General features: G+C 70.4%; 6 protein-coding genes. 1 reads left to right on the top strand and 5 read right to left on the bottom strand.

Annotated elements, in window-relative coordinates; all coding sequences use genetic code 11:
• Window positions 1-4: 4 nt before the first annotated feature.
• The 5 genes from QOZ89_RS34260 to QOZ89_RS34240 form a co-directional block, all read right to left on the bottom strand.
• Entirely contained in the window at window positions 5-1,123 is a 1,119-nt protein-coding gene (locus tag QOZ89_RS34260; protein ID WP_312627930.1) for a glycoside hydrolase family 26 protein, read from the bottom strand.
• Window positions 1,120-3,009, bottom strand: a complete 1,890-nt coding sequence (locus tag QOZ89_RS34255) for a glycosyltransferase family 2 protein (protein WP_071051910.1) — start codon at window positions 3,007-3,009, stop codon at window positions 1,120-1,122. The genes QOZ89_RS34260 and QOZ89_RS34255 overlap by 4 nt, the downstream gene beginning before the upstream one ends.
• Window positions 3,010-3,468: 459 nt before the next feature.
• Entirely contained in the window at window positions 3,469-5,667 is a 2,199-nt protein-coding gene (locus QOZ89_RS34250; protein ID WP_312627928.1) for an outer membrane protein assembly factor BamB family protein, read from the bottom strand.
• 402 nt (window positions 5,668-6,069) lie between these two features.
• Window positions 6,070-6,426 (bottom strand): ATP-binding protein, encoded by a 357-nt coding sequence (locus QOZ89_RS34245; protein ID WP_116271719.1) that lies wholly within the window; start codon window positions 6,424-6,426, stop codon window positions 6,070-6,072.
• Window positions 6,427-6,596: 170 nt separating this feature from the next.
• Complete coding sequence (locus QOZ89_RS34240; RefSeq protein WP_312627923.1) at window positions 6,597-8,978, bottom strand: SpoIIE family protein phosphatase; 2,382 nt, start codon at window positions 8,976-8,978, stop codon at window positions 6,597-6,599.
• 231 nt (window positions 8,979-9,209) lie between these two features.
• On the opposite strand from QOZ89_RS34240, the gene QOZ89_RS34235 reads away from it, so the two are divergent.
• A complete protein-coding gene (locus QOZ89_RS34235) occupies window positions 9,210-13,076 on the top strand; it encodes a HAMP domain-containing protein (RefSeq protein ID WP_071051912.1) in 3,867 nt (1,288 codons plus the stop codon).
• Window positions 13,077-13,148 lie beyond the last annotated feature (72 nt).

Below are 13,148 nucleotides of genomic sequence, written 5' to 3'. Positions count from 1 at the left end.
AAGGTCAGCGGAGCGGCGCCAGGGTCAACCGGGGCTTGTTCCCTCGCTGCCAGGTCACGTCGTAGCGCGGATCGGCGGCGCCAGCCGCGAATGCCCGCGCGGCCGTGGGTGACACGGCCACCCGCCAGTCGGTCTCCTTCATGGCCTCCTGCCAGATGACACCGATGATCTCCGGGTGCCGAGGAAGGGAGTCGAAGAGCTGGGCGATCCATTCAGCCTTGCGCCCCGCCCCGTCGGCCGCGCCCGTCTCCGTGATCACGATCGGCTTCGGGGTGATCCGCGAGACCTCGGCGATGCTGCTGTCGAACAGCTCGTCGAAGGACTTGTAGGCCTCAAGGCCCGCCGTGCCGTAGTAGCCGGAGAAGCCCACCCAGTCCACATACGCGTCGCCCGGATAGAGCTCGGCGAGCGGGGTGGAGTTCTGGTAGCTGATGTTCGGGCTCCAGATCCATACGACGTTCCTCGCCCCCTCCGCCGCGAAGATGTCATGGACGTGGCGCCAGGCCCGGACATAGTCCCCAGGCTTGTTGCCGTTCGCCTGTTCGGACCATGGGTACCAGTAACCGTTCATCTCGTGCGCGAACCGCATGCCGATCGTGTAGTCGAGTTTCTTGACTCCGCGCGCCCAAGACCGGATGTAGGAGTCGAAGGAGCCGTCGATGATCCTGCTGAGCTGGTATTTTGGTTGTTCGCCGCGGAGCTTGTCGTTCTTGGGCACGACGGTGTAGTCCCACGGCTCCCAGGCCACTATCGGCATCATCCCCAGGCGCGCGACCTTGTCCAGCGCGTCGGCACTGAAACCGTCCGCGGCCCAGCCCTGGGAGAACTGGTAGGCCCGAGGCCGGTAGGTCGTCGTCCGGGCGAAGTCCGCGGCGGCGCCGAAGTCGTGGACTCCCTCGGCGGTCATGATGCCGAGGAAGACCTTTCCCCAGTCGGGGAAGACCGTCGCGGGGCCCGCCGGGTCCGGGATGGCGGAAGGCGGCATGAGATCCGCTGGCAGCTCGCCGGCCAGCGTCGCCGGCGGTGTCTCGGCTCCGGCCAGGTTCGGCGCCACCCGAAAGACATAGCCGGCGAGCGCGAGCACCAGGACCAGGCCGAGCACCCGCGGCACCGCGAGCCTCACCGCGCGCCTTCCTTGCCCGGAGTCTTCTCGGCCAGCCGCGGGGCCAGCAGGAGCTGGTTCTCCACCCGGTCCGAGGCGGCGGGCGCGGGTATGCGCGGCACCGCCGCGGGCAGGTCACCGGATGCGGGCACGTCATCAGATGTCGTGGCCCCACCGCGCGCGGCGATTCTTCCCACCGCGGCGATCAGGGGCGGGGACATCCCCACCACGAGGCTGAGGAGCGCCCAGGCCTGCGGGGTGGCGTAGTGGCGGTTCACGGCGAGGTTGACGCCCAGCAGGGCCCCGGCGATGGCTGCCCAGGCGAGGTGCAGACGGAACGTGCGAAGCGACTCGCTGCTGCGCAGCTCTCCCTTGGCGGTGACCGCGTAGGCCAGCGGCCGGCGCAGCAGCGCGGCGAACGCGGCGGACACGTAGATCGGCCCGGCGAACAGCGTCAGAGCCATACCGGATATCCCGGCCTCACGTCTTTCGTGATCGGCGAGGTTGAATCGGCGAAGCCACAGCCAAACGCTGAGCCAGCTGCCCAGGCTCGCTGACCACAGCGTCAGCCACGGATCACCGGGCAGGCTGATCGCGGTGGCGCCGAAAATCAGGTAGGCGATCGTTGCCAGGCTACCGAACAGCAGGCTCATGGCGACGCTCGGATAGTAGAACTGCACCATTCCGTACAGCAGCCGCTGGCGGGCGCGCAGCCTGATCCCGGCCTTCGCCCGGCGGCGCAGCTTGACGTCCCAGACGCCGTACGCCCATCGTTTCTGCTGGTTGAAGTAGTCGGTCCAGGTGGTCGGCCCCTCGCCGATCGCGATCACGTCGGGCGTGTAGACACCCTTCCAGGGGTTTCCGGTCGCCGGGTTGACCGTGCCCTGTACCCGCATGCTGGTCAGGTGGTCCTCGATGATCGAGTCCTGGTAGCCGCCGATCTGTCGCCAGGCGTCCGGGCGGTAGAGGTGGTTGGTGCCGATCAACAGCGGCGCGTCCAGGCCGTTTCCGCCCCGTTCGATCACGCCGTTGAAGAGGTACTGCTGCATCGAGGCCCCGCGCGCCACCCAGTTCTCACGCATGTTCCCGTAGACCTGGGGAGCCACGACAAAGGCGACGTCCGGATCGCGGAAGTAGCCCAGGGTGCGTTCCAGGAAACAGGTCAGTGGCACGTGGTCGGGATCCATCTGGGCCACCACGTCATAGTGGCTCTCGTGTTCGGCGCGCCAGGCGTTGTGATTGCCGGACTTGCTTCGGACCCGGAACTCGCCGCTGGGCTGGTTGTACTCGGGGCGTCCTTTGCGGCTGAAGTGCATGATCCCCAGCTCGTCCGCGATCCGCCGGACCTCCGGATCGTCCTCCTCGTCCAGGATCCACGGTGTCAGGAAACCGTCGGGGTAGGAGATCTCCCGCATCGCCCGCAGGGTCCGGGCCACGACGGAGATTGGTTCCTTCGACGGAACGATCGTGGTGAGCACCGCCACCCGCAGCCCCGGGGGCGGGGTGAACGGTACGGGGTCCTTGGCGTTCCAGGCGAGTATCCAGATGACAGTGACCTGAACGAGTCTGATGACCTCGACGAGGATGACGAGGCAGAAACTCACCCGGGCCAGGGTCAGCCGCCAGTCGCCGATCCCGATCACGCCGGGGCCGGGCACGTGCGCCGGCAGCAGCAGCCATCCGATGAGCAGCAGGTCCACCAGCGCGGTGAAGGCGAACAGGAGGGTGAGGGCGAACCGGCGGCCCGGCGGCACGACGGAGCGGAACTCCACCCGCGGGCTCTCGCCCCGCGGAGCGGACAGGGGTCCACATGCCTCGGCGCAGCGCGCATAGGCGTCCCACACCGTGAGGTTGCGGCGGGCGTGCTTCGCCACCGGCCGCGCGGGTTTCCGCCCGGCTACCGCCATAGCTTCCCCCTCGCCATGGGCCGCCCTGACCACCTGGCTCCTGGTGCGGAATCAGCGAGCCGACAGGGACGTGAGCTTTGTTACGTCAGAAGGCTTTGTTACGTCAGAAGGCAGTGCCCCGCGCCTCGACAGCTGTCGCCGAACGCGTTTGGTGATCGCCTCGCAAGGCCGTGAAACATCGAGCGGGCACCGGAGGGGGCGGGAGGTCTGGACTCTCGGCGGGATGGCTCCGAATGGTCGTCGAGCACTGGTCCACCGGCTGGCCGGACACGTACGACCACGGTGGACTGGAACAGGGTGATCCCGAACAGGAACGACCTGAAGGGCCGCCTTCTGGGCACTTTAGCGAAGCGGTCGCGCGCACGGACAGGAGGGTGCCGTTCGCCGCCGGTCGCCGGCCGGGCGGCGGCGGGCACCGTACGGTATCCACAGAGGGAAAACCGTGATCACGCGAAGAGGTCATCCGACGCGCACTGCGCAGAGTTCGTTGTCGTCGGTCCCGAAGTAGGCGATGCCGTCGGCGACCGCGACCGTGTGCACTCCGCTGCTGGCCGGGTACGCCCACCGCTGGGCCCCCGTGGCGGCGTCGATGGCGTAAAGATTGGCATCGCTGCTGCCGACGTAGACGGTGTTACCGACCACCGTCGGCGCGCTGACGTCCCCCGCGGCGCGGAACGTCCACAGTTTTTCCCCGCTTGTGGCGCGAAGCGCGTGCAGGGTCCGATCATTACCGCCCATATAGACAACACCATTGGCGATGGTCGGCCCGGCACCGACGGAGACGCCGCCGAATGTCCAGGCCTTGTTCCCGCTGCCGGCGTCGACGGCGTACAGGGTTTCGTCGCCACTGCCGAAGTAGACCATTCCGCCCATCACGGCGGGAATGCCGGACACCGCGCCGGAGGTGGGAAACTTCCATCTCTGCTCTCCGCTGGAGGCGTCCACGGCGTAAAGATTGGTGTCACTGCTGCCGACGTACACGGTCTCACCGGCCATGGTCGGTGAATGCGTGTCGTTCTCGGTCGGGAACTTCCACCGGAGCGTGCCGGCGACCGCATCGACGGCGTACAGGTGGAAATCGGCGCTGCCGACATACACGACGCCCCCGCCCCCCACCGCGGTGTGTACGATCCCGCCGGTCTGGTATGCCCAGCGCTGCTGGCCCGTGACGGCGTCGATGGCGTACAGATTGGTGTCGTCGGCGCCGAGGTAGACCACCCCGCCGAGGGTGAAGGGAGCCGATCCGAGCGCGGCGTTGGTCCTGTACTTCCACGCCGCTGCCCCGGTCGATGTCCGAAGCGCGTACAAGGTGCCGTCGTTGCTGGACACGTATACGAAGTCGCCCGCGACCCGGGGGCGGGAGAACGTGGTGCCAACCGTGCGGAATTTCCAGCGCAGGGTCCTGGACGCAGGAGCGTCGTCGTCGAGAAGCAGCCAGGCGGTCGTTCCGGCGGCGGCGGCGCCCGCCGCGCCCACCGCGCCGATCGCGCCGATCAGCAGCCGGCGGCGGCTGGGCCGCGGTTGCCGAGATGGCTGGAGAGGTGGTTCCTCGGGAGTCGTGCGGGCCCAGGAGAAGGGCGCGGGCTCCGCGGGTTCCTGGCGGACCGTCGGCTCGCCCGCGACGGGGATGGGCGTGGGGGAGATGCTCTGTTCCCGCGTCGCCATGTCCGCCGACCCGCGCGCGCCGGATGGAGTGGCCCCCGGGGGTCGGCTGTCGGTCGGGGGGTTCGGCGGGATGGGCGTCGTTCCCAGCGGGGCCGGCGTCGGTCCCATCAGGGGCGGCGGTGTTTCGATCGTGATCGGCGCCTGGGCGAAGGCTGCGGCCAGCCAGCCCGGCGGGAACATGTCCGCGGCGCCCTGCCCGCCGGTCAGTTCCCTGAGGATGGTGGCCAGATCAGGCCGCCTGGCGGGGTCCTTGGACAGGCAGGCGGCCAACAGAGGCCGCAGCTCGTCCGGTACCTGGGCTAGTTCCGGCGGAGCATGCACGCTCCGGTAGAGCATCGCGGGCACGGACCCGACGCCGAACGGACCGGTTCCGGTGACGGTGAACGCGAGGACCGCGCCGAACGCGAAAATGTCGGTCGGCGGCCCGACCGGTTTACCCTGCACCTGTTCTGGCGACATGAATCCCGGCGAGCCCATCATGGCGCCGGCATGGGTGAGGGTCCCCGAATCCGCGAGCGAGGATATCCCGAAGTCGATCAGACGGGGACCGTCGGGTGCGAGCAGCACGTTGGCGGGTTTGAGGTCCCGATGGATCAGGCCGGCGGCGTGGACGGCGGTGAGTGCCTCCGCCAGCGCGGCGCCGAGCGCTCGCACGGACGCCATCGGAAGCGGTCCGGCATCATGGATCGCGGCGTTGAGGGACGGGCCCGGAATGAAGGCGGTGGCCAGCCAGGGCGGATCCGCGTCGAGATCGGCGTCAATGACCGGCGCCGCGAAGAATCCGCTCACAGCCCTGGATGCGGCCACCTCACGGGCGAACCGCTGACGGATGTGCGTCTCCTGGACGAGATCTGGCCGGATAACCTTGATGGCCACCCGGCGTCCGCTCGGCGAGAAGGCGAGATACACCCGTCCCATACCGCCGCTGCCCAGTACGGCCGCGAGCCGATAACTTCCAACCGTCGGCGGGTCGTTCGGACCCAATGCCTCCAAGGCCGCTCCCTCCCCGCGCCGCCGGACCACGGCTTCTCGGCCCGGTGGAAACTCTACCTGCAGAGATCGGTGGGCAGACCGCGCCCGGCGCGGTATCCGTTCAGGTATCCGCCGATCCCGCTTCTGGCCGTCGCGGGGCAGGAGATGACTTCGAGTGGGTGTTCCGTGGCACGCTCGTTTTCAGGTTTCCGACCCATGGATTACTGTCTGTAGTCATGAAGTGTGATCGTCGCCCGTGGTGTTACGGCTGGTGTATCCGACCATGACACAGTGTTCGGCTGCTGTGTCCCGCTCGCCCACGGCGATACGACGAGAACGCCGGCCGAGTCGCACGGCTCGGTTCACCCTCCGGACAGCTCTGTCCGGAGGACGACAGATCGACAGCCGGGTTAAGGCGCGCGGCTAGCGACCAAGCCAGAACCAGACGGTCTTCCCCCCGTCACTGTGTACGTTCGTGCCCCAGTCGGCCGCGAGCGTCGCGACAAGGTGGAGGCCGCGGCCGCCGGACGCGCCCAGGCTCACCGGCCAGTGAACCGGCCACCGGCGGCTGTCGGCGTCGCGGACGCCGAACCAGATCACCAGTTCGCCGGCCCGGACCTCGACCTCGGCCGCGCTGTCCGCGTGCACGACCGCGTTGGTGACGATTTCGCTCAGCAGCAGGATCGCGTCGTCGACCAGGGCCGGTTCGCATCCGTGGCGGGTTAACACCTCGGCCGCCCGCCGCCGGGCGGTCCGGGGCGACTCGGGACTGGCCGGCACCGTGAATACATCGAGTACCGCGCCCCGTGGGGGACTCTGGGAAGGTCGCAGAGAGCGCGGCTCGCCCGTCGGCGGGACAGTCAGACCCACGGCGCGACCACCTTCTCTCGATCCGCCTGAAAGATGCCGATGCGGGTCGTACCCGGCCGAACGGCGCTATCACCCCGCAGTTATGCCAGCAGTTCGACGATGACCAGACAGGTGTCGTCGTCGGTGTCCGGCGTGCAGTGCGCGAGCAGGAAGTCCGCCCGTCGCCCGACGTCCGGGTGGGGCGCGGCGGCGAGACGCAGCAGGTCACGCAGCGACTCGTCGAGGCCGGTGCCCCGCCGCTCGACGAGTCCGTCGGTGTAGAGCAGCAGGGCGTCGCCGGGTGTGAGCTGCGTGACGGTCTCCTCGTAGGAGACGTCGGGATCGACACCCAGCAGCAGGCCGTCGGGGACCGGGAGCGCCTCGGCCCGGCCGTCGCGGACGAGGACGGGGGGCAGGTGCCCGGCGCGTGCCCAGCGCAGGGCGCGGTCCTCCGGCCGGTAGAGGCCGCAGACGACGGTGGCGGTGATGTCGTCGGTGAGGTGGCAGGCGACGTTGTTCAGCCACCGCAGCAGCTGCCCGGGCCCGGCGCCGGTGACGGCGAGGCCTCGCAGGCCGTTGCGCAGCGCCGTCATCCCCGCGACCGACCGGATGCTGTGGCCGGCGACGTCGCCGACGGCCAGCAGGATCTGCCCGTCGGGCAGCACTATCGCGTCGTACCAGTCGCCGCCGACCAGGCTCTCCTGCTCGGCGGGCCGGTAACGGACGGCTACGGCGAGGCCGCTGGTGGTCAGCAGCGGCTGGGCCTCCGGGAGGATCGCCTTCTGGAGGGCGAGCGCGAGCATGTGCTGGCTCGCGGCCCGCGCCTCGGAGTCCGCGAGCTGGCTCTGCGTGGCGTGCAGGACGAGCTCGGTCCGGTACTGGTCGGTGAGGTCCTGGTAGACCCCGCGGACGCCGATCAGGGTGCCGGCGGTGTCGGTGACCGGCTCGGCGAACGTGCGCCAGTGCCGCAGCCCGCCGTCGGGCAGCAGGACGCGGAACGAGGCGGTCGCAGCCCGGCCGAGCCGTAGCAGCGCCGCGCGGAAGTGCTCGAACGCGTCCCGGTCCTCGGCGTGGACGTGCGGGTGCAGGTCCTCGAGCGCGATCGGCGGCGCCGAACGCGGGAGGTGGAAGAGGTCGTAGGTGTTGTCCGTCCACCGGATGGCCCCGCTGCCGACGTCCTCCTGCCAGCCGCCGAAACCGCCGAGCCGCTGGACGTGGGTGCCCAGCGAGGCTGGCGCGTCCGCCCCGTCGGTGAACCGCCAGCTGATCGCGACCCCGTCGGCGTGCCTGGTCACGCGGATGTCCATCTCGCGGCTGACGATCACGTCGCCGACCAGGCAGAGCAGCATCGTGCGGTCGGCCGCGTACGGGGCGCCGGTGCTCAGCACGTCGACCGCCCGGCCGAACAGGCCGTCGTCCGCGCCCATCAGGGGATAGAGGTCGAGCAGCCGGGCGCCGCGCACCTCGTCCGCGGGCAGCCGGGCGGGGTCGACGAAGTCGCGGTTGACATAGGTGACCCGGAAGTCGACGACCTCGCCGGCGTTGTCGCGCATGGCCTGGGCGAGCAGGACCGAGCCGGCGAGCCCGTCCAGCAGGGCCGGCAGCCAGGCATCCGGCACCCGTCCGCCGTCGCCGCCGCCGGCGGCGACGGTGGCGGTGGCGGTGGCGGCATCGGCGCCGGCCGGGCCGTCGCCCTCCTCGACGCGCGGCCGCAGCGCGCGCTGGCAGACGTCGGCGAGGGCGGCGAGCTCCCGCAGCAGGCGGGTGCCGTCGGCCTCCATCGGCCGCGTCCAGCAGATCTCGACCGCGCCCACCAGGGTGCCGGCGTTCAGCAGCGGCAGCGCGGCCCGGGCCCCGCTCCACGATCCCAGCCGCGGAGGTGCCGGCGGATCGGTGGCCCCGTTGTCTGGAGGCGTTCCGGCCGGCCACCACACCGGCTGCCCCTGGGCGACCGCCCTGGTGGGCGCGCAGTCCAGCTGTGGGGGTATCCGCCGCCAGCGGCTCGCGTCGAGCGCCGTGAGGCCGTGCTGTCCCACCAGGGTGAGCGCGCCGTCCGGTTCCAGCATCCAGAGCGCGATGGCGCAGGCTCCATGGGCGGCGAGGCCTTCCTGCAGCACCGCCCGGGCGACCGCGTCACCGTCCGCGGCGTGGTCCGCCGTCGTGGCGGCGCGCCAGAGCCGCCGCCACGCTCCCGCCTTCGCGGGGGCGCCGGCGACGGTCGGCCGTGGCTCGCCCAGCAGCTCGGCGGCGAACTCGGCGGGGCTGACGCCGGCGGTGTGCGCCAGCCGCTGGAGCTGGTCGGCGGCGTCGGCCGGGGAGGCGCCCAGCCGCGCCATGAGGAGGCCGACGGCCAGGTCCACGAGGTGGGCGCCGGAGGCCCGGGCTTCTAGCTCGAAGATCCGCTGCCGTTGCCGGATGACGATGTCGAGGAGCCGGTTGCGGCGTTCTGGCGACGGCTCGGGCTCCTGCGGCGTTCGGGCCACCCTTCTCCTCTTGCTTGCCCCCGTGAAGGCTTCCCACCTGCGGGCCGCTATGGCGCCGCTTACCCTACTGGGATGCCATTGATAGCTGGGTGACACGGCCGCCGGGTGTGCTAAGAAAGATCGTTCTCGCACACCCTTTGGCCATCCCAAGGCATGATGGCTGCCAATGCGCTATCGCTATCGATGTCGCCGCACCGTGCCGGCGCCTGGACACTCGCCGGGAGAATGTCGATGACGGACACTCTGGTCCCCTCGAAGGCCTCGCTGGCCCGGCCCGACGACAGCGCCCTGCGTCAGCTTCTCGCGGGGCTCACCGCGGTACGCGGAGGTGACTTCGGCACGCGGCTGCCCCAGGTGGGCGACGAGCTGATGGACGAGATCGCCCTCGTCTTCAACGGCATGATCGACCAGCTCGCGCTCTTCACCTCCGAGGTGACCCGGGTGGCCCGCGAGGTGGGCAGCGAGGGCAAGCTCGGCGGCCAGGCCGAGGTGCCGGGGGTCTCCGGGTCCTGGAAGGACCTGACCGACAACGTCAACGCGATGGCCGGGAACCTGACCGGCCAGGTCCGGGACATCGCCCAGGTCGCGACGGCGGTCGCCCGCGGAGACCTGTCCCAGAAGATCACTGTGCAGGCCCGTGGCGAGATCCTGGAGCTGAAGAACACCATCAACACGATGGTCGACCAGCTGTCCTCGTTCGCGGACGAGGTGACCCGGGTGGCCCGTGAGGTCGGCACCGACGGCCGGCTCGGCGGCCAGGCCAACGTGAAGGGCGTCTCCGGCACATGGCGTGACCTCACCGAGTCGGTGAACGTCATGGCCGACAACCTGACGGACCAGGTGCGCTCCATCGCGCAGGTGACCACGGCGGTGGCGAAGGGTGACCTGTCGCAGAAGATCCGGGTCGACGCGCGCGGGGAGATCCTGGAGCTGAAGGAGACCATCAACACGATGGTCGACCAGCTCTCCGGCTTCGCGGACGAGGTGACCCGGGTGGCCCGTGAGGTCGGCACCCAGGGCAACCTGGGCGGCCAGGCCATCGTGCGGGGCGTGTCGGGTACCTGGAAGGACCTGACCGACAACGTCAACGTGATGGCGTCCAACCTGACCGCGCAGGTGCGCTCGATCGCCCAGGTCGCCACCGGCGTCGCCCGCGGCGACCTCTCCCAGAAGATCACGGTCGAGGCGAAGGGCGAGGTCGCGGCGCTCGCGTCGGCCATCAACACCATGGTGGACACGCTGGGCGCGTTCGCCGACGAGGTGACCCGGGTGGCCCGCGAGGTCGGCACCGACGGCCGGCTCGGCGGCCAGGCGAGCGTGAAGGGCGTGTCGGGCAGCTGGAAGGACCTGACCGACAACGTCAACTTCATGGCGAACAACCTGACCAGCCAGGTCCGCAACATCGCCCAGGTCACCACCGCGGTCGCCCAGGGCGACCTCACCCGCAAGATCGACGTCGACGCGCGCGGGGAGATCCTGGAGCTGAAGGAGACCATCAACACGATGGTCGACCAGCTCTCCTCGTTCGCCGCCGAGGTGACCCGGGTGGCCCGGGAGGTCGGCACCGACGGCATCCTCGGTGGCCAGGCCACGGTCGAGGGGGTGTCCGGCACCTGGAAGCGCCTGACGCAGAACGTCAACGAGCTCGCCGGGAACCTCACCCGCCAGGTCCGCGCCATCTCGGCCGTGACCAGCGCCGTCGCCACCGGTGACCTCACCCGCTCGATCACTGTCGACGCGCAAGGTGAGGTGGCCGAGCTCAAGGACAACATCAACGCGATGGTGCGCTCGCTGCGCGACACGACCCGGATGAACGAGGAACAGGACTGGCTGAAGACCAACCTGGCGCACATCGCCGGGCTGATGCAGGGCCACCGTGACCTGACGACCGTCGCGCAGCTCGTCATCGACGAGCTGACCCCGCTGGTCGGTGCGCAGCACGGCACGTTCTTCCTGGTCGACTCCTCGGTCGACCAGCAGGCCTTCGCCCTCATCGCCAGCTACGGCTACCAGCCCTCACCGGCGACACCTCGCCGGTTCGGCCTCGGCGACTCCCTGATCGGCCAGGCCGCCCGCACCCGCCGCACCATCGTGGTGGACCAGACCCCCGTCGACTACATCACGATCGGTTCGAGTGTCGGCCGGGCCGCGCCCGTCGCCCTCGTCGTGCTGCCGATCGTCTTCGAGGACCAGGCACTGGGCGTCATCGAGCTGGCGTCGTTCTCCCCGTTCACCGGGGTCCACCACGCGTTCCTGAACCAGCTCACCGAGACCATCGGCGTCAACGTCAACACGATCGTCGCGAACGCCCGCACCGACGCCCTGCTGGTGGAGTCGCAGCGGCTGGCCGGCGAGCTGCAGGCGCGGTCGGAGGAGCTCCAGTCCCGCCAGGGGGACCTGCAGCGCTCGAACGCCGAGCTCGAGGAGAAGGCCGATCTCCTCGCCCAGCAGAAGCACGACATCGAGGTCAAGAACCGCGAGATCGAGCACGCCCGGCAGGAGCTCGAGGAGCGTGCCCGCCAGCTCGCGCTCGCCTCGAAGTACAAGTCCGAGTTCCTCGCCAACATGTCGCACGAGCTGCGCACGCCGCTCAACAGCCTGCTCATCCTCGCCGGCCTGCTCGCCCGCAACCCGAAGGGCAACCTGACCGGCAAGCAGGTCGAGTACGCCCACGTCATCCACTCGGCGGGCTCGGACCTGCTGCAGCTCATCAACGACATCCTCGACCTGTCCAAGGTCGAGGCGGGCAAGATGGACCTGCACGTCGAGCCGGTCGCCGTCGCCTCGGTGGTGGACGACCTGCGGGCGACGTTCGCGCCCGTCACCATCGAGAAGGGCCTGCGACTCACCGTCGACATCGCGCCGGACGTGCCCGACCGCCTGCTCACCGACCGGCACCGGCTCGCGCAGATCATGCGCAACCTGCTCTCGAACGCGGTGAAGTTTACCGAGCAGGGCCGCGTCGACCTGGCCATCACGATGGCCTCGGCCTCGGGCGCCACCGCCGGCGACCACATCCTGTTCGCCGTCTCCGACACCGGGATCGGCATCGCCGAGGAGAACCTCGACCGGATCTTCGGCGCCTTCCAGCAGGGTGACGGCACCACCAGCCGGCGCTACGGCGGCACCGGCCTGGGGCTGTCGATCTGCCGCGAGGTCGCCACCCTGCTCGGCGGGGAGATCCGCGCGCGCAGCGTCTACGGCAGCGGAAGCACCTTCACGCTGCGGCTGCCCACCACCCCGCCGGCCGAGCTGACCAGCACCGAGCAGGGACGCGACGCCGTGCCGGCCACCACCCCCGGCTCCTCGGCCGGCGCCCTGGGCATCTTCTCGGCTGGCGCCGTGGACGAGACCGCGGTCGACCAGGCCGGCGTGAAGGGGGCCGGCGTGAAGGGGGCCGGCATGGACGAGGCCGCCGAGGGGAGCCCGCCCAGCCTGGCGGACGAAACGCCCGGCGACGCCGCGGGCGGCGCCGCCACCGGCCCGCCGTCCCCGCAACCGCGGCTGCCCGCCGCCGAACCGCGCGCGACCGGTGCCCGGACGGTCCCTGAGGACCGGCCGGCTCATGTGCCGAACCAGGGCGCGCGTACGGACCTTCCGCCCGCCGGTGACCTGGCGGCGGCCGCGCTCCCCGCGGCGCGCAGCGGTCAGCCGGCCGCCGCGAGGGACGCCGCGGCGAGCGATGAAGAGGACACCCTGGTCGGGCGGTCGGTCCTCGTCATCGACGACGACGTCCGCAACGTCTTCGCGATCACCAGCATCCTCGAGTTCTACGGGGCGGCCGTCGACCACGCCCCGGACGGCCGGAAGGGGATCGAGAAGCTGCTGCTCAACCCGTCGACCGACCTGGTCCTCATGGACGTGATGATGCCGGAGATGGACGGGTACACCACGATGGCCGCGATCAGGGCCATGCCCCGGTTCGCCGACATCCCGATCATCGCGGTCACGGCGAAGGCGATGCCCGACGACCAGCAGAAGTGCCTCGACGCCGGCGCCAGCGAGTACGTCACCAAGCCCGTTGACGTCGACGAGCTGCTCGCCCGCGTCCAGGGCGTGCTGGCCCCGCCCGTACCGGGCGCCCGGCTGGCCGGCTGACCGGCACCACGCCACCACGCCACCACGCCACCACGCCGTCGCCTCAGCGCGGTGGCGGCGTGGTGGTCAGGG

It is taken from the genome of Pseudofrankia coriaricola (assembly GCF_032027725.1).
Classification (GTDB): Bacteria; Actinomycetota; Actinomycetes; order Frankiales; family Frankiaceae; genus Pseudofrankia.
This window is presented reverse-complemented; position numbering and strand designations above follow the sequence as displayed.

Bases quoted from the DNA above. Each gene is read 5' to 3' on its own strand.
- QOZ89_RS34255 (WP_071051910.1), bottom strand. From the start codon at position 3,009: ATGGCGGTAGCCGGGCGGAAACCCGCGCGGCCGGTGGCGAAGCACGCC.
- QOZ89_RS34235 (WP_071051912.1), top strand. From the start codon at position 9,210: ATGACGGACACTCTGGTCCCCTCGAAGGCCTCGCTGGCCCGGCCCGAC.